Origin of the sequence: Hominenteromicrobium mulieris, from assembly GCF_046197855.1 — a bacterium.
Lineage (GTDB): Bacteria > Bacillota > Clostridia > Oscillospirales > Acutalibacteraceae > Hominenteromicrobium > Hominenteromicrobium mulieris.
Window position 1 is genome coordinate 1,341,304 of sequence record NZ_CP173188.1, and the last position, 18,735, is coordinate 1,360,038.

The 18,735-nt window shown below is 55.3% G+C and carries 14 protein-coding genes; all 14 read left to right on the plus strand.

The window, feature by feature from the left end:
• Positions 1-234 precede the first annotated feature (234 nt).
• The 14 genes from ACI0CA_RS06405 to araD all read left to right on the plus strand — a co-directional run bounded on the left by ACI0CA_RS06405 (position 235) and on the right by araD (position 18,693).
• Positions 235-1,335: a hypothetical protein gene (locus tag ACI0CA_RS06405; RefSeq protein WP_446806442.1), complete on the plus strand. Its 1,101-nt coding sequence runs from the start codon at positions 235-237 to the stop codon at positions 1,333-1,335.
• A gap of 35 nt (positions 1,336-1,370) precedes the next feature.
• A complete protein-coding gene (locus ACI0CA_RS06410; RefSeq protein WP_343284251.1) occupies positions 1,371-2,876 on the plus strand; it encodes a glutamate synthase-related protein in 1,506 nt (501 codons plus the stop codon).
• 20 nt (positions 2,877-2,896) lie between these two features.
• Positions 2,897-3,328: a 4Fe-4S dicluster domain-containing protein gene (locus tag ACI0CA_RS06415; RefSeq protein ID WP_176821268.1), complete on the plus strand. Its 432-nt coding sequence runs from the start codon at positions 2,897-2,899 to the stop codon at positions 3,326-3,328.
• A gap of 5 nt (positions 3,329-3,333) precedes the next feature.
• On the plus strand, positions 3,334-4,566 hold the full coding sequence (locus tag ACI0CA_RS06420; RefSeq protein WP_446806441.1) for an NAD(P)/FAD-dependent oxidoreductase: 1,233 nt from the start codon (positions 3,334-3,336) through the stop codon (positions 4,564-4,566).
• A gap of 11 nt (positions 4,567-4,577) precedes the next feature.
• A complete protein-coding gene (locus ACI0CA_RS06425; protein ID WP_316518788.1) occupies positions 4,578-5,231 on the plus strand; it encodes a GltB/FmdC/FwdC-like GXGXG domain-containing protein in 654 nt (217 codons plus the stop codon).
• A gap of 277 nt (positions 5,232-5,508) precedes the next feature.
• Positions 5,509-6,705 (plus strand): glutamine synthetase family protein, encoded by a 1,197-nt coding sequence (locus ACI0CA_RS06430; RefSeq protein ID WP_417107977.1) that lies wholly within the window; start codon positions 5,509-5,511, stop codon positions 6,703-6,705.
• Between the two features lie 18 nt (positions 6,706-6,723).
• Positions 6,724-7,305, plus strand: a complete 582-nt coding sequence (locus ACI0CA_RS06435; protein WP_308448180.1) for an ANTAR domain-containing response regulator — start codon at positions 6,724-6,726, stop codon at positions 7,303-7,305.
• A gap of 90 nt (positions 7,306-7,395) precedes the next feature.
• Entirely contained in the window at positions 7,396-8,466 is a 1,071-nt protein-coding gene (locus tag ACI0CA_RS06440) for a carbamoyl phosphate synthase small subunit (protein WP_308448181.1), read from the plus strand.
• A 39-nt stretch (positions 8,467-8,505) separates the two neighbouring features.
• Positions 8,506-12,555 (plus strand): carbamoyl-phosphate synthase large subunit, encoded by a 4,050-nt coding sequence (carB, locus tag ACI0CA_RS06445; protein WP_176821274.1) that lies wholly within the window; start codon positions 8,506-8,508, stop codon positions 12,553-12,555.
• A 133-nt stretch (positions 12,556-12,688) separates the two neighbouring features.
• Positions 12,689-13,606, plus strand: a complete 918-nt coding sequence (dapF, locus tag ACI0CA_RS06450) for a diaminopimelate epimerase (RefSeq protein WP_308448182.1) — start codon at positions 12,689-12,691, stop codon at positions 13,604-13,606.
• Positions 13,607-13,724: 118 nt separating this feature from the next.
• On the plus strand, positions 13,725-15,335 hold the full coding sequence (locus ACI0CA_RS06455; RefSeq protein WP_417105281.1) for a CTP synthase: 1,611 nt from the start codon (positions 13,725-13,727) through the stop codon (positions 15,333-15,335).
• A 56-nt stretch (positions 15,336-15,391) separates the two neighbouring features.
• Complete coding sequence (locus tag ACI0CA_RS06460) at positions 15,392-16,576, plus strand: LL-diaminopimelate aminotransferase (RefSeq protein ID WP_308448184.1); 1,185 nt, start codon at positions 15,392-15,394, stop codon at positions 16,574-16,576.
• 115 nt (positions 16,577-16,691) lie between these two features.
• Positions 16,692-17,975, plus strand: coding sequence for a glycoside hydrolase family 27 protein (locus ACI0CA_RS06465; RefSeq protein WP_446806440.1), 1,284 nt, complete (start codon positions 16,692-16,694; stop codon positions 17,973-17,975).
• A 22-nt stretch (positions 17,976-17,997) separates the two neighbouring features.
• The gene (gene araD / locus ACI0CA_RS06470; protein WP_308448186.1) at positions 17,998-18,693 is read left to right on the plus strand and encodes an L-ribulose-5-phosphate 4-epimerase; all 696 of its coding nucleotides are present in this window, start codon (positions 17,998-18,000) and stop codon (positions 18,691-18,693) included.
• Positions 18,694-18,735 lie beyond the last annotated feature (42 nt).

Sequence of the window (18,735 nt, forward strand, 5' to 3'; positions counted from 1 at the left end):
ATCGAGAAATTTTTCTTGACATATAAGAAGGGCCGCTATATAATGGTAGGCAGACAATGGAGTCTGATCATACATGTTGCTTTTAAAAGCTGCCGAATGTGGGGCTTTTAGATTGCGCCGGGGGAACGGCGCGCGTGCATTGCACGCAGCATGTATGGTCAGACTTTCTCTTTTTTTCGGAAAAACCGGGAAAAAGACGTATATCTTATTTGTTTTCAGAAGGGAGCAGTCTTCATGCTTAGAGAAGGCAAAAGCACAGCGGGCGATTTCCGAATTCCTTCGGGGTGCGCCGTATCCTCCGTTTTTTCCCGCAGCGGAAAGCGGCTGGACGGCTCCGATATCATCCGCTCCATTGAGATCATGCACGACCGTTCAAACGGCCTTGGCGGCGGTTTCGCCGGCTACGGCATTTACCCGGAATATGCGGAACAGTATGCGTTCCACGTTTTCTATAATAATGTAAAAGCAAAAGAGGAATGTGAGAAGTTCATCAACGAGCATTTCGATGTCGTGAACCTTTCCAAAATTCCGATCCGCAAGATTCCGCAGATCACGGACGAGCCGCTCATCTGGCGGTACTTCGTCACACCGCTGCACACAAAGCTTGCGGAAAGCCAGCTCGATGAAGACGAGTTCACCGCCCGCTGCGTCAACCGCGTCAATACCTTTATCGATGGCGCGTATATTTTCTCCAGCGGCAAAAACATGGGCGTGTTTAAGGCCGTCGGCTACCCGGAGGATGTCGGTCGGTTCTATCGTCTCGATGAATACGCTGGCTACTGTTGGACGGCGCACGGCCGCTACCCGACGAATACCCCCGGCTGGTGGGGCGGTGCGCACCCGTTTGCGCTGCTCGACCTTTCCGTTGTCCATAACGGCGAAATCTCGTCCTACGATGCGAACCGCCGCTGCATTGAGATGTACGGCTACAACTGCAACCTTTTGACCGATACCGAGGTCATCACCTATATTTTCGATTATCTTGTACGCCGTCAGGGCCTCACCCTGCAAGAGGTCGCAAACGTCATCGCGGCACCGTTCTGGACGACCATTCAGAACAAAGACCCGGAGGAGCGCGAGCGTCTGACGTATTTGCGCAATGTGTATTCCGGCCTGCTCGTCACCGGTCCGTTCTCCATTCTGGTCGGCTTTACGGGTGGCCTTATGGCACTCAACGACCGCTTAAAGCTGCGTTCTATGGTCGTCGGCGAAAAGGGCGATATGGTCTACATCGCCAGTGAAGAATCCGCCATCCGCGTCATTCAGCCCACGCTCGATAGGGTCTGGGCGCCCGCAGGCGGCGAGCCTGTCATCTTCACGCTGGACAAAAAGTAAGAGTTTGTGTTCTCTGAGAAATGAGGTTACTATAAATGGCTATCGATTTTTTATATCCGCAGTACGAGGTCGTCCGCAACCCCGCGCGCTGCATTGCCTGCCGTGCCTGTGAACGACAGTGCTCCAACGAAGTACATGCTTACGACGATGAGCTGAAAATGATGATCTCCGACGAAAGCCGCTGTGTGAACTGCCACCGCTGCGTTTCCATCTGTCCCACGCGCGCTTTGAAGATCGTCAAGACCGACCACACCTTTAAGGAAAATGCCAACTGGTCCGGCGAGACCATCATGGAGGTCTACCGTCAGGCGAGCAGCGGCGGTGTGCTGCTGTCTTCCATGGGCAACCCGAAGCCCTTGCCGGTCTACTGGGATAAAATCCTCATCAACGCGTCGCAGGTCACGAACCCGTCCATCGACCCGCTCCGTGAGCCGATGGAAACGAAGACGTTTTTAGGTCAGAAGCCGTCTAAAATCGAGCGCGACGAGAACGGTAAGATTAAGACGAATATCACCCCGCAGCTTGAGCTTTCCGTGCCGATCATGTTTTCTGCCATGTCCTACGGCTCCATCAGCTACAATGCGCACGAAAGCCTTGCCCGCGCCGCAGAAGCGCTCGGCATCTACTACAACACCGGCGAGGGCGGTCTGCATCAGGATTTCTACAAGTACGGCGCAAATACCATCGTGCAGGTCGCGTCCGGCCGCTTCGGCGTGCATAAGGATTACCTCAGCGCCGGCGCCGCCATCGAGATCAAAATGGGGCAGGGCGCAAAGCCGGGCATCGGCGGCCATCTGCCGGGTGCAAAAATTGTCGGCGACGTTTCCCGCACGCGTATGATCCCGGAGGGCTCGGACGCTATTTCGCCCGCACCGCACCACGATATTTACTCCATTGAAGACCTGCGTCAGCTTGTTTTCTCCTTAAAAGAAGCCTCAAACTACAAAAAGCCCGTCATCGTCAAGATTGCGGCGGTGCACAACATTGCAGCCATTGCGTCCGGCATTGCACGCAGCGGCGCGGACATCATCGCCATCGACGGTTTCCGCGGCGGCACGGGCGCGGCGCCTACGCGCATCCGCGATAACGTCGGCATCCCGATTGAGCTTGCTCTGGCGGCGGTCGATCAGCGCCTGCGCGATGAAGGCATCCGCAACAAGGTTTCGCTCGTTGTCGGCGGCTCCATTCGCTCCAGCGCCGATGTTGTCAAGGCCATCGCGCTCGGTGCAGATGCGTGCTACATCGGCACGGCGGCACTTTTGGCGCTCGGCTGCCATCTGTGCAGAAGCTGCCAGACCGGCAAGTGCAACTGGGGCATCGCAACCCAGCGTCCCGACCTTGTGAAGCGCCTCAACCCGGATATCGGCTATAAGCGCCTTGTGAATCTTGTCACCGCGTGGGAGCACGAGATTAAGGAAATGATGGGCGGCATGGGCATCAATTCCATCGAGGCGCTGCGCGGCAACCGCCTTATGCTGCGCGGCGTGGGTCTGAACGAAAAAGAGCTTCAGATTCTCGGCATCAAGCACGCGGGCGAATAAGCAGAAAAGGGAGCGTAACCATGAAAAGAGTATATGTTGATGAAAAATGGTGCCTCGGCTGCCATCTTTGCGAATATTACTGCGCCTTTGCAAACTCCGGAAAATCCAGCATGATCAAGGCGCTGAAGGACAGAACCATTCACCCCCGCATCCGCATTGAGGGGGACAATCAGGTCAGCTTTGCGGTTTCCTGCCGCCACTGCACAGACCCGCTGTGCGTGAAAAGCTGCATTGCGGGCGCACTTTCCAAAAAGGACGGCGTGGTCTGTATCGACCAGAATAAGTGCGTCGGCTGCCACACCTGCGTGCTGGTATGTCCCTACGGCGCGCTGATGCCCTCGGAATCCGGCGTCATGCAGAAGTGCGAGCTGTGCATCGAAAACGCCGGCGGCAAGCCCGCCTGTGTGCAGGGTTGTCCGAACAAAGCCATCATCTTTGAGGAAAGGGACTGAGCACCATGGCAAAATATGTAATCATCGGCAACTCCACTGCGGCCATCGGCTGCGTGGAAGGCATCCGCAGTAAAGATAAAGACGGAGAGATCGTGCTGATTGCTTCCGAAAACCACTACACCTACGCGCGCCCGCTCATTTCCTATTTATTGCAGGGCAAAACGGATGAGGAGCGCATGAAATACCGCCCGGACAGCTTTTACGAAGAAAATCACGTCACCGCAAAGCTCGGTGAGACCGTCACAAAGCTCGACCCGGAAAAGAAAAACGTGACCTTAAAAAGCGGGGAAGAGATACCCTATGAAAAGCTCCTTGTCGCAACAGGCTCCACGCCGTTCGTACCACCCATGGAGGGGCTTGATACCGTTCCCGAAAAGTTCACGTTCATGTCGCTCGATGACGCACACGCACTTGAAAGCGTCCTTACAAAAGACAGCCGTGTTTTGATTATCGGCGCGGGCCTCATCGGTTTAAAGTGCGCAGAGGGCATCAAGGAGCGCGTGAAATCCATCACGGTCGTCGACCTTGCCGACCGCGTGCTGCCGAGCATCCTCGATGAGACCGGCTCCGCTATCGTCAAGGATTTTCTTGAAAAGCAGGGCATCGAGTTCCACCTCGGCGATACCGCCGCAAAGTTTGCGGGCACGACCGCCACACTCAGAAGCGGTCTTACGGTCGATTTTGACGTGCTCGTCATTGCGGTCGGCGTGCGCCCGAATACTTCGCTCGTCAAAGATGCAGGCGGCGAGGTGCGCCGCGGCATAGCGGCGGATGATACCGGCAAAACAACACTGCCCGATGTCTACGCCGCAGGCGACTGCGCGGAGAGCTTCGATATTTCCGCCGGCGTGAACCGCGTGCTGGCGCTGTTGCCGAACGCCTATATGCAGGGCAATACCGCCGGCATCAACATGGCGGGCGGCAAAGCGAGCTTTGACCGGGCGATCCCGATGAATGCCATCGGCTTCATGGGGCTGCACATCATCACCGCAGGCACGTATGACGGCGAGACCTACGTCCGCCGTGACGGCGAAAACTACAAGATCCTTTTCTATAAAGATGATGTTTTAAAGGGCTATATCCTGATTGGCGACGTGGCGCGTGCCGGTATCTACACGGCGCTTATCCGTAATCGCACGCCGTTAAGCTCGATCGATTTTAAGCTGATCTGCGAAAAGCCGCAGCTCATGGCATTCACGGCCCGTACGCGCCGCGACCTGCTCTCAAAGCAGCAGTAAGGGGGAGAAACATGGAACAAAAAACATATGCACTCGGTCAGCGCTATATCGGCGCAGGGCAAAGTGAGGGTACGATTATATTGAACGAAGTGCCGGGCAACGCGCTCGGCGCGTATCTGGACGGCGCAAATATTATTGTAAATTGCAGCGCACAGGACGCGACCGGTGACACGATGAACGCGGGCGAGATCACCATTCACGGCAGCACGGGCGACGCGGCAGGTTACGCCATGCGCGGCGGTGCCATCTACGTGCAGGGCGATGCCGGTTACCGCGCAGGTATCCACATGAAGGAGTATAAAGAGAAAGTACCCGTGCTCGTCATCGGCGGCAGAACAGGCAGCTTCCTCGGCGAATATCAGGCGGGCGGCATCATCGTCGTACTCGGCATCGGCAGTGAAGATCGCCAGCCGGTCGGCAATTTCTGCGGCACGGGCATGCACGGCGGACGCATTTATCTGCGCACCGCGCACCTGCCGAAGGATTTGCCGGAGCAGGTCGTGGCGCATAAGGCGACCGAAGAAGACATGCAGATTGCGGCGCCGCTCATTCAAAACTATGCGGAAAAGTTCGGTGCAGATGCAGAAAGTCTTCTGCGCGACGAATACTACGTGCTGCGCCCGAACACGCAGAATCCGTATAAGCAGCTCTATGTGACGAACTGATTTTGCCCCTGTAATTCTCTGTAAATTAAGGTTTCTTTTCTTGCATAAATCGACGGTGTATTTTGACGATAAACATTGTGCGTTCTGTCTTATTGCAAAATACACCGATCTTGTGTTATAATATTCAAAAGCGGTCAGCATACGCTGTATTTTGGCAGAATATCTCAAAATGCGGCAGAAAAGAAGAACAGGTACAGCGTGAAAGACGGCAACACCGGATTTCACGCGTATTTGTATGTTTGAAACGCGCTTTTAAAAAAGAAAGGAAGGGTTCGGCATGCAGTATACGGAGTCCGAGGTCACAGAGTTTATCACAGATAACGACGTTAAGTTCATCAAAATGGCGTTCTGCGATATTTTCGGCAGACAGAAGATCATCGCCATTCAGCCGAGCCTTTTGGCTTCTGCGTTCGAGGGCGGCATTCCCATTGATGCTTCGCGCATCATGGGCTTTGAAAAAGAGGCGGACAGCGAGCTCTTTTTGGTGCCGGATACCTCCACCATGTCGCTCCTGCCGTGGCGGCCCGCACACGGGCGCGTCGTGCGCTTTTTCTGCGACATTCGCCGTTCGGATGGCACCGGCTTCGACATCGACTGCCGCGGCATCCTGAAAAAAGCGGTTGACATTGCAAAACTTCATGGTATAATATTTGAATTTGGGGCAAGAAACGAATTCTACCTTTTCAAGAACGATGAAAACGGCAATGCAACGGCTATCCCCTTTGACAACGCGGGCTTTATGGATGCCGCGCCGGAGGATAAGGGCGAGGACGTACGCCGCGAGATCTGCCTGACACTCGAGGATATGGGTGTCACGCCGGAAAGTTCGCACCACAGCGGCGGCCCGGGGCAGAACATCATCGATTTTCAGCACAGCTCTGCCATTCAGTCCGCAGACGATGTCATTACGTATAAGTCTGTTGTGAAGACCATGGCGTCGAGAAACGGCCTTACGGCGTCGTTTGCGCCGAACCCCATTCCGGGTAAGGACGGCAACGGCTTCCACATCACGCTAACGCCGCGCATGCAGATGGGCGACTGTTCCGAGTATTTCCTTGCAGGCATTCTGGAGCACGCTGCAGAAATTACCGCCATTTTGAACCCCACGGCGGATTCCTATAAACGCCTCGGTGCGTTCGGTGCGCCGGAGTTCATCTCTTGGTCGGAGAAGAGCCGCCGGTGCTTTGCGTATAAAAAGGAAGGCAGCAGCACAATAGAGGTGCGCTCGCCCGATTCCACTGCGAATCCGTACCTTGCGTACGCTGCGCTCATTTATGCGGGGCTTGACGGCTACCTCAAAAAGACGAAGCTGCCAAAGCCCGATCTTGCGCGCGAAACCTGCGGCAAGCTGCCGAAGTCTGCCGAAGAAGCGCTGCAAATTTTCGCAAAGAGCAGCTTTGTCCGCAACGTGTTCCCGGAGTATTTCGTAAAGACGTATATCCGCACGTTCGGTAACGGGCCCGCAGATGTGTAAAACAAGGGGGCACAGGGCATGAATGCGATCATTCAGCACAGCGTCCTCATCGTGTCCGGCACGCAAAAAGGTGCGGCGTATATCACAGAGTTGCTTTCCCCGCGCGAGTTTGCGCCCATGACAACGGCGCTCAGCGGCGGAGACGCCCGGCGGTTGCTTTTGCGGCGCAGCTACGACCTTGTGGTCATCAACACACCGCTCCCAGATGAATTTGGGCACGAGTTGGCAGAGTATATCACAGAAAAATTCGTTTCCGGTGTCATGGTCATTGCAAAAGCGGAGCTTTTCGATCAGGTGAACGACAAAATGGAGCCGTTTGGCATATTGACGGTGCAAAAGCCGCTTTCGCGCCCGCTGTTTTATCAGGCGCTTCACCTGCTCATCGCCACGCAGAACCGCTGGCAGCACTTTGACCGGGAAAACCAGAAGCTCAGAACCAAAATGGAAGAAGTGCGCATTGTGGCGCGTGCAAAGTGTATCCTTGTGGAATACCTGCGCATGAGCGAGCAGCAGGCGCACCGCTATATTGAAAAACAGGCAATGGATATGCGCACATCGAAAAAGGATGTTGCGGAAAATATCCTGAAAACCTATACGTAAATGAATGCGTACAGGGCTGCACCGCAGCTTTGACATAGATTGCATACAGCAGAAAAGAGTAATTATTTCAGGGAAAGAGGAACGTACGTTATGGGCAACAAAGCATATTTGGTACTCGAAAACGGAAAGGTCTTCTGCGGCGAATCCTTCGGCGCGGCGGGCGAAGTAACGGCTGAGGTCGTTTTCACGACCGGCATGACAGGTTATCTCGAAACGCTCACCGATAAGAGCTATTTCGGGCAGATTGTCGTCCAGACATTTCCGCTCATCGGCAATTACGGCGTGATCCCCTCCGATTTTGAGGGAAAGATCATCGGTCCCTGTGGTTATATCGTAAAAGAATGGTGTCAGTCGCCCTCCAATTTCCGTTCGGAGGGTGATCTTGACACCTTTTTTAAAGAAAGAGGTGTCATCGGCCTTTGCGGCATCGATACACGTGCCCTCACAAAGGTCATCCGCGAAAGCGGCGTCATGAACGGTATGATCACAACAGAGCTTACGCATGTCGATATGGATAAGATTCACAGCTACCGCGTGACAAACGCGGTGGAAAGCACCTCCGTCACCGAGATGACGCGCCGTGAGAACCCGGAGAAAACATGCACCGTGGCGCTCATGGATTACGGCTACAAGGAGAACATCCGCCGCGAGCTCGAAAAGCGCGGGGCAGAGGTCATTGTATGCCCGTACAACACGACGGCAGACGAATTGAAAGCTCTTAATATTGACGGCGTGATGCTTTCAAACGGCCCCGGCGACCCGGCGGATAACATCGAGGTCATTGAAAACCTCAAGAAGATTATGAACATGGGCAAACCGCTCTTCGGCATCTGCCTCGGTCACCAGCTGCTGGCGCTTGCAAACGGCTTTAAGACCGAAAAGCTCAAGTACGGTCACCGCGGCGCAAACCAGCCGGTGCAGAACCTCGAGACCGGCCGCGTCTACATCTCCAGCCAGAACCATGGCTACGCGGTCGTGTCCTCCACAATCGACCCCGAGATTGCCGACGAATATTTCAACAACGTAAACGACAGAACGTGCGAGGGCGTGCGCTATAAAAAAATCCCCGCTTTTTCCGTGCAGTTCCACCCGGAAGCCTGCGGCGGCCCGCGCGATACCGCGTTCCTCTTTGATAAATTCTTTGAGATGATGGGAAAATAAACAGTACCCAGAGCAGTATAGAAAGGATTGTTTACAGCTATGCCATTGAATAAAGACATTAAAAAGGTTCTCGTCATCGGCTCCGGCCCGATCGTCATCGGTCAGGCGGCGGAATTTGACTACGCCGGCACTCAGGCGTGCCGTGCTCTGAAAGCGGATGGCATCGAGATCGTGCTCGTCAACTCCAACCCGGCGACCATCATGACGGATAACGCCATGGCGGACCACATTTACATCGAGCCGCTTACGCTGCCCACCATCAAGCGCATCATCGAAAAAGAAAAGCCGGACAGCATCCTCTCCGGTTTCGGCGGCCAGACCGGCCTCACGCTTTCCATGCAGCTTGCAAAGGAAGGCTTTTTGAAGGAACACAACGTACGCCTGCTCGGCGCTTCCCCGGAGACCATCGATAAGGCGGAAGACCGTCAGATGTTCAAGGATACGATGGAAAGCATCGGTCAGCCGTGCATCCCGTCCAAGGTTGTCACCACGGTAGAGGACGCACTGGAGTTTGCGGAAGAGATCACGTACCCCGTTATCATCCGCCCGGCGTTCACGCTCGGCGGCACCGGCGGCGGTATCGTCGATAACCGCGAAGAGCTCATGGAGGTCGCGGCAAACGGCCTTGCGCTCTCGCCGATCACCCAGATCCTCGTTGAAAAGAGCATTGCGGGCTGGAAGGAGATCGAGTTCGAGGTTATTCGCGACAGCAAGGGCAACGTCATCACGGTCTGCTCCATGGAAAACTTCGACCCGGTCGGCGTCCACACCGGCGACAGCATCGTCATCGCCCCGGCGGTCACGCTTTCCGATAAAGAATATCAGATGCTCCGCACTGCGGCCATCAACATCATCGACGCGCTCGGCGTAGAGGGCGGCTGCAACTGCCAGTTCGCGCTGCACCCGACGTCCTTTGAGTACGCCGTCATTGAGGTCAACCCGCGTGTGTCCCGTTCCTCCGCACTGGCATCTAAGGCGACCGGCTATCCGATTGCAAAGGTCGCGACGAAGATTGCCATCGGCTATACACTCGATGAGATCGTCAACGCCGTCACCGGCAAGACCTACGCAGCATTTGAGCCCGCGCTCGACTATGTGGCGGTCAAGTTCCCGAAGTGGCCGTTCGATAAATTCGTCTACGCAAAGCGCAACCTCGGCACGCAGATGAAGGCGACCGGCGAGGTCATGTCCATCGCCGATACGTTTGAAATGGCCCTCATGAAGGCTGTGCGCGGTGCAGAAATCTCGCTCGATACGCTCAACATGCCGAAGTTCGCAAACTACGAGGACAGTGCCCTGTGGCAGATTTTAAAAGACGCGACGGACGAGCGCCTGTTCGCCATCTACGAGCTCATGAAGCGCGGCGTCACCACCAAAGAGATCCACGACTTCACGATGATCGACATGTGGTTCCTCGAAAAGCTCAATAACCTGCTCGCGTATGAGCGCGAGATTAAGGATCAGCCGCTCACGCACGCACAGTATACGCGCGGCAAGAAACTCGGCTACACGGACGAAGCCCTCACGCGTATTTGCGGCACAAAGCCGACCTTCCGTCACGAAGCGACCTTCAAAATGGTCGATACCTGTGCAGGCGAGTTCGCTGCGACCACACCGTATTTCTACGGCACCTACGATACGCCGGAGCAGGGCGGTGAAAACGAAGCGATGGAGTTCATCGGCAAAAGCGGCAAGGAGACCGTCATGGTTTTCGGTTCCGGCCCGATCCGTATCGGTCAGGGTATCGAGTTCGACTATGCCAGCGTCCATTGCGTGGAGTCTCTCCAGCGCCTCGGCTATGAAGTCGTCATCGTCAACAACAACCCGGAAACCGTTTCCACAGACTTCGACACTGCAGACCGACTCTACTTTGAGCCGCTGTGCGCCGAAGACGTTATGAATATCATCAACATCGAAAAGCCGAAGGGCGTTGTCGTCGCGTTCGGCGGCCAGACGGCCATCAAGCTTACAAAGACGCTTGCGAAAAACAACGTGCCGATCATCGGCACAAGCGCCGACAGCATCGATGCCGCAGAGGACAGAGAGCGCTTTGAAGAACTGCTCGAACGCTGCAACATCAAGCGCCCGAAGGGTCACACCGTTATGACGACGGAGGAAGCCCTCGCAGCCGCACACGACCTCGGCTATCCGGTGCTCATGCGTCCGTCCTACGTGCTCGGCGGTCAGAACATGATCATTGCATACGGCGATGAAGACATCAACGAATACATGGCGATTATCCTGCGCCAGAAGCAGGATAACCCGGTGCTCATCGATAAGTACCTCAGTGGCACCGAGATTGAAGTCGACGCCATCTGCGACGGCGAGAACATCCTCATCCCGGGCATCATGGAGCACGTAGAGCGCACCGGTATCCACTCCGGCGACAGCATCGCGGTCTACCCGGCAAAGGACATCGACGACGAGCTCAGCGCGAAGATTGTCAAGACGACCGAAATGCTCTGCACGGAGCTCAAGGCCATCGGCCTCATCAACCTGCAGTACATCATCATGAACCGCGAAATCTACGTCATCGAGGTCAACCCGCGTGCATCGAGAACGGTTCCGTACCTCAGCAAGGTCACGGGCGTGCCTATGTGCGACCTCGCTACAAAGGTCAGCCTCGGCATGAAGCTCACCGACCTCGGCTACGGCACGGGCCTCTATCCGACTTCGCCGTATACGGCCGTCAAGGTGCCGGTCTTCTCCTTCGAGAAGCTTACGGATGTCGATACCCAGCTTGGCCCGGAAATGAAATCCACTGGCGAAGTGCTCGGCATCGGCAACAACCTTGAGGAGGCGCTCTATAAGGGCCTCATCGCCTCCGGCAGCAAGATGAACAAAAAGGGCGGCGTGTTCATCACCGTCCGCGACGGCGATAAGAAAGAGATCGGCGAGATCGCGAAGAAATTCGACAAAATGGGCTTCCCGCTTTACGCCACGACGGGCACCGCAAGCGTGCTTGCAAAGCTCGGCCTCACCGTGAAGATTGTCGATAAGATTCACGAAAGCCCGGTCAACACCATTACGCTGCTTGAAAGCGGTAAGCTGGCGTACATCATCTCCACCTCCGCAAAGGGCAGAAACCCCGCACGCGACAGCGTTAAGATCCGCAGAAAAGCGGCGCTGCTCGGCATCCCGTGCCTCACGGCCATCGATACCGCAAACGCCCTCGCGGACAGCCTGATGAGCCGCTACACCCCGTACAACACGGAGATTGTGGACATCAACAACCTCAAAAAAGAAAAGGTCAAGCTGCCGTTCACCAAGATGTCGGCGTGCAGCAACGACTACATTTATATCAACTGCTTCGAAAACGAAGTTTCCTCTCCGGAGTTCCTCTCCATCTACCTGTCCGACCGCCACAACGGCGTCGGCGGCGACGGTGTCATCCTCATCTGCCCGTCCGATGTGGCAGACGCTCAGATGCGTATGTTCAATCGCGACGGCAGCGAGGGTCTCATGTGCGGCAACGGCATCCGCTGCGTCGCAAAGTACCTCTTCGACAACGGCATCGTGAAAAAGCCTGTCATCAATATCGAGACAAAGAGCGGCATCAAGTCTTGCAGCATCATGACGATGAACGGCAAGGCGTACAAGATTACGGTCGATATGGGCGCGGCAGCGCTTCGCCCGGAGCAGGTGCCCGTAAAGCTCGAAGGCGACATGGTCGTCAACAAGCCTGTCATCATCGACGGTCACGAGTATTACATCACCTGCGCATCCATGGGCAACCCGCACTGTGCGGTGTTCGCACCGTCCATCGATAAGCTGGATCTCAATGCCATGGGCCCGAAGTTCGAGTATAACCCGCTCTTCCCGGAGCGCGTCAACGTCGAGTTCATCGAGGTCGTGGACGAGCGCACCCTTAAGGTACGCGTTTGGGAGCGCGGCAGCGGCGAAACGATGGCCTGCGGTACAGGTGCTTGCGCGGCTGTTGTCGCGGCAACGCTCAACGGCAAGTGCGAAAAAGGCGAGGACATCCGCGTCATCTTAAAGGGCGGCGACCTCACCGTGCGCTACACCGATGAGAAAGTGCTCATGACCGGCGGCGCAGAGAAGGTCTTCGACGGTGTCGTAGAAGTCTAATTGATGTTAAATAGTTCGGCGTTCCGCATTTTTGCGGAGCGCCGAAAAACATTTTAAAAATAAAATCAGAAATTTTTTCTAAAAATTTGAAGAAGATAAAAGGTAAAAATTCAAGAGAAAGCGGTGAAATTCCATGAACAAGTACTTGAAAAAAGCGGAAAACGGCTCGGGCATCGACCACTATACGCGCGTGCCGGACACCGGGGCAAAGCAGAAGATCACGTTTACCAAAATGCACGGCTGTGCAAATGATTACGTGTATATTGACTGCTTCCAAAATGATATTCAAAACTACGCCGAGCTCGCAATCTATCTTTCCGACCGCCACACCGGCATCGGCGGCGACGGCGTCATCTACATTTGTCCGTCCGATGTGGCCGACGCGAGAATGCGCATGTATAACCTCGACGGCAGTGAGGGCATGATGTGCGGCAACGGCATCCGCTGCGTTGCAAAGTATGTCTACGACAGCGGCATCGCGAAGAAAGACGTTTTGCATATCGAGACAAAAAGCGGCATCAAAATCTGCCGCGTGCATGTCGAAAACGGCGAAGTTACCACTGTCACGGTCGATATGGGCAAAGCGGAGCTCGTGCCCGCGAAGATTCCGGTCGATTTCCCGGGTGATACTGCCGTCAAAGAGAAGATCACCGTCCTTGACAAAGAATACGAAGTTACCTGCGTTTCCATGGGCAACCCGCACTGCGTCATTTTCGGCAAAGATCCCGATACGATCGACCTCGAGAAGATCGGCCCGCATTTTGAGCACTTTGAGAAGTTCCCGGAGCGCATCAATACGGAGTTCATCGAGGTGCTGGATAACCACACCTTAAAAATGCGCGTGTGGGAGCGCGGCAGCGGCGAAACCATGGCGTGCGGCACCGGCGCGTGTGCGTCTGCCGTTGCGGCGTGTCTCAACGGCTACTGTAAAAAGGGCGAAGATATTACCGTCAAGCTGCGCGGCGGCGACCTTGTCATCCATTATACCGATGACGGCGTGCAGATGACCGGCAGCGCCGACACGGTTTTTACCGGCATCGTAGAAATTTAATTGTAAAAAAGCCGAAAACGGCTTTTAATAAAATGAAATAGGGTATTGGAGAAATATAGGTTTCTCAGTCAAAGAAAAATATAAAAGTTTCACTGTAAAAAAGAAAGGGGTAAGTTCTATGACAAAGTACATTTTCGTAACCGGCGGCGTGGTTTCCGGTCTCGGTAAGGGCATCACGGCGGCATCGCTTGGCCGTCTTTTAAAGGCGAGAGGGTTAAAAGTCGCCGCACAGAAGCTTGACCCGTACATCAACGTTGACCCGGGCACCATGAGCCCGTACCAGCACGGCGAAGTTTACGTGACCGAGGACGGCGCAGAGACCGACCTTGACCTCGGCCACTACGAGCGCTTCATCGACGAAGACCTGAATAAATTCTCCAACCTCACGACCGGCAAAGTCTACTGGAACGTCCTCAACAAGGAACGCCGCGGCGAGTACCTTGGCGAGACCATTCAGGTCATCCCGCACATCACGGACGAGATCAAGAACTTCATTTACAGCGTCGGCCACAAGACGAATGCAGACGTCGTTATCACCGAGATCGGCGGCACGGCAGGCGATATCGAAAGCCAGCCGTTTCTCGAAGCCATTCGTCAGGTTTCGCTCGAGGTCGGTAAGGAAAACTCCCTTTTCATTCATGTCACGCTTGTGCCGTACCTCAAAAGCTCCGGCGAGCATAAGTCGAAACCGACCCAGCACTCTGTAAAAGAAATGCAGGGTATGGGCATCTCCCCGGACATCATTGTCCTGCGCTGCGATGAGCCGATCGATCCGAGCATTTTCCACAAGATTGCCCTGTTCTGCAACGTAAAGCCGGACTGTGTTATTGAAAACATGACGATCCCGGTGCTGTACGAAGCGCCGATTATGCTGGAGAAAAACAATTTCTCCAGCGTTGTCTGCCGCGAGCTGAACCTCAAGACAAAAGAGCCGGATATGGCCGAGTGGAGCCGCATGGTAGAGAAGATCCGCAGCCGCAAAAAGACCGTCACCATCGGCCTTGTCGGCAAATATATCAAACTGCATGACGCATACCTTTCCGTCGTCGAAGCACTCAACCATGCCGGCTATGAGCACGGCACGAAGGTCGAAATCAATTGGATCGATTCCGAGCTCATCACGCAGGAAAACGCTGCTGAAATGCTCAAGGGCTGCGATGGTATCCTTGTGCCGGGCGGCTTCGGCAACCGCGGTATCGAGGGTATGATCTATGCCGCACAGTACGCAAGAGAGAGCAACGTCCCGTACCTCGGCATTTGCCTCGGTATGCAGATTGCCGTCATCGAGTATGCCCGCCACGTGTGCGGCATCGCAGATGCAAACTCCGGCGAATTCGACGAGTACGGCCTCAATAAGGTTATCGATTTCATGCCGGACCAGTCCAGCACCATCAATATGGGCGGCACACTGCGCCTCGGCAGCTACCCGTGCGAGATCGCGGAGGGCACGCAAATGGCGCGCTGCTATGGCGTTTCGCATATCGATGAACGCCACCGCCACCGCTATGAGTTCAATAACGATTACAGAGAGACACTCACAAAAGCAGGCATGGTCATCAGCGGCACCTCGCCGGACGGCAGGATCGTCGAGACCGTGGAAGTGCCGCAGAACGACTTCTGCATCGGCGTGCAGTTCCACCCGGAATTCAAGTCCCGTCCGAATAAGGCACATCCGTTATTCCTCGGCTTTGTCGGCGCATCACTCCATAAGAGGGAAAAGAACGCATAAGAGACGGTAATGAAAATAAAAAAGGTCCAAGTATAAAAAGAAGGGAAGAAACCGGCATGAAACTCAACCAAAACTACGCAAACCTTCAGGAAAGCTATTTGTTTCTGACCATTGCAAAGAAAGTCGCCGCCTATACGGAGGCGCATCCGGATAACCACATCATCCGCATGGGCATCGGCGATGTCACTCAGCCGCTCGTTCCGGCCGTCATCGAAGCCATGCACAAAGCAACGGATGAAATGGCGCACAAGGAGACATTCCACGGCTATTCGCCGGATCAGGGCTATGATTTCCTGCGTGAAGCCATTCAAGGCTATTACGCAAAGCGCGGCGTGGCATTAAAGCTCAGCGAAATTTTCGTCGGCGACGGCGCAAAGAGCGACGTCGGCAATATCGTCGATATCTTCGCAGACGATAACACCGTCCTCATCCCGGACCCGGTCTATCCCGTGTATGTCGATACGAACGTCATGTCCGGCAGAAAGGTGATCTACCTCGACGCAAACGAGCAGAACGGCTTCCTCGGTATGCCGGATGAAAACGTCAAGGCCGACATTATCTATCTCTGCTCGCCGAATAACCCCACCGGCGCCGTGTATAACAGAGCACAGCTCAAAGCGTGGGTCGATTACGCGCTCAAAAACAACGCTGTTATCCTGTTTGATGCCGCGTATGAGTCGTTCATCACGCATGACGATCTCCCGCACAGCATTTTCGAGATTGAGGGCGCGAAAAAGTGCGCCATCGAGTTCTGCTCGTTCTCGAAAACCGCAGGCTTCACCGGTGTGCGTTGCGGCTATACCGTTATCTGCGATGAGCTTGTTTCGGACGGCACCAAGGTCAATACGCTGTGGGCGCGCCGTCAGGCCACAAAGTTCAACGGCGTCAACTACATCACCCAGCGCGCCGCCGAGGCCGTCTTCACGGACGAAGGCCAGCAGCAGGTGAAGGACGTCATCAACTACTACCGTGCGAACGCCAAGGTTATGGTCGATGCGTTCAAGGAGATGGGTGTGTGGTTCACCGGCGGCGAAAATTCCCCGTACATCTGGCATAAGGTGCCGGACGGCATGACCTCCTGGGAATTCTTCGATTATCTCTTGAACGAAGCCGAGGTCGTCGGCACGCCGGGCAGCGGCTTCGGCAAAAACGGCGAGGGCTTCTTCCGCCTTACCGCGTTCGGTACGCTGGAAAAGACACAGGAAGCCATGGAGCGCCTCAAAAAGCTGCTTAAAAAGTAATTCAAACGAAGTCAAAGGGGACTGTGCAAAACCTGCGCAGTCTCTTTTTTGCGCTTGATTTGTGCAGACAAGTTGCTATAATGAAACTGAGCTTATTTCCTACGGAGGATACACTATGCATTACAAAAAAGATCGCGTTGCTTTAAAGCCGCCGCTTGGCTGGAACAGCTGGGATTGCTACGGCCCCGCCGTCAATGAAGTGCAGCTTTTGGGCAATGCGCGTTATATGGCAGAGCACTTAAAAGCGCACGGTTGGCAGTATGTCGTGTGCGACATTCAGTGGTACGAGCCGGAGGCCGGGCAGCGCCACTGGGAGTATAACCGTTTCGCAGAGCTGTGCATGGACGGATTCGGCCGCCTCATCCCGGCGGAAAACCGTTTCCCTTCCGCCGCAAACGGCGCGGGCTTTAAGCCCATCGCCGACCAGATTCACGCACTCGGCCTGAAATTCGGCATCCACATCATGCGCGGCGTACCGCGTCTCGCCGTGCATCGCGCCCTGCCTGTAAAGGGCACGAACATCACTTGCCGCGACATCGCTCACGCAAACTCCATCTGCGCGTGGAACACCGATATGTACGGCGTTGACGCTGATTGTGACGGCGCACAAGCGTACTACGACGCTATCTTTGAGCTCTACGCTTCATGGGGCGTCGATTACGTCAAGGTCGATGACATCTGCAACGTGAAGATCACTCCGCTCGAGCCGTATTCCGCGCGCCGCGAGATCGAGATGATCCGCCGCGCCATTGACCGCTGCGGGCGCGATATGGTGCTCAGCCTTTCGCCCGGTCCGGCTGTGCTGGAAGAAGCATGGCATCTTGCGAAAAACGCGAACATGTGGCGCATCACGGACGATTTCTGGGATAATTGGGACTCCCTCAAAGAAATGTTCTGGCGGTGCGAGCGCTGGCAGGCGCACGTAAAGCCCGGTCAGTTCCCGGACTGCGACATGCTGCCGCTCGGGCATATCACCATCGCGGCGGACGGCATAGGGCACAATACGAACCTGACACACGCCGAGCAGATCACCATGATGACGCTGTGGGGCATTTTCCGCTCGCCGCTCATCATGGGCGGCGAAATGCGCGATAATGACGCGTTCACGCTGAGCCTGCTCACAAATGACGAGCTTTTAAACCTCAACCAAAACGGCACCACGCCTTTGCAGCTTTTCCGCGACGAAACAAAAGCCGCGTGGCTCAATTTCGTAGGCAGCACGCCGTATATCGCACTTTTCAACCTCACGGAAAACCGCGCCGTTGTCAGCGCCGAGCTGTCGGAATTCACCGATAAAACGCACGCAGAGGAGATCTGGAGTGGGGAGAAGACCGCATTCACAAAAACGCTTTCCGCTAAAATAGAGCCGCACGGCGCAAAGCTTTATAAACTCATTTGACCGGATACAGGAGGAGAACACCATGCTGGAAAAACTGAAAGAAGAAGTCTACAAGGCAAATATGCTGCTGCCGAAATACAAGCTCATCACGTTCACGTGGGGTAACGTCAGCGGCATCGACCGCGAAAGCGGTATCATGGCCATTAAGCCGAGCGGCGTGGAGTACGACCTCCTGCGCCCCGAGGACATGGTGCTCGTCGATGTGAACACAGGCAAAAAGGTGGAGGGCGACCTTAATCCGTCGTCCGATACGCCCACACATGTCGAGCTCTACAAGGCATTCCCGAACATCGGCGGCGTTGTCCACACGCACAGCCGCTGGGCGACCGTGTTCAGCCAGTCCGGCCGCGGCATCCCGGCGCTCGGCACCACACACGGCGATTATTTCTACGGCGAAATTCCCTGCACGCGCAAAATGACGCCTGAGGAGATCGGCGGCGCTTATGAAAAGGAGACCGGTACCGTCATCATCGAGACGTTTAAGGATAAGTCCCCGGACGACATCCCCGCCGTGCTCGTCCACAGCCATGGCCCGTTCACATGGGGTACAGACCCCATGAACGCCGTGCATAACGCCGTCGTCCTCGAGGAACTCGCGTTCATGGCATGGCACAACCTCGTGCTTGACCCCACAATCCCGCCCATGCAGCAGGAGCTTCTCGATAAGCACTACCTGCGCAAGCACGGCGCAAACGCGTATTATGGGCAGGGGAAATAAAAAACGGCTGGGAAAAGGGCACAGTCCCGCTGCAAAACGAAG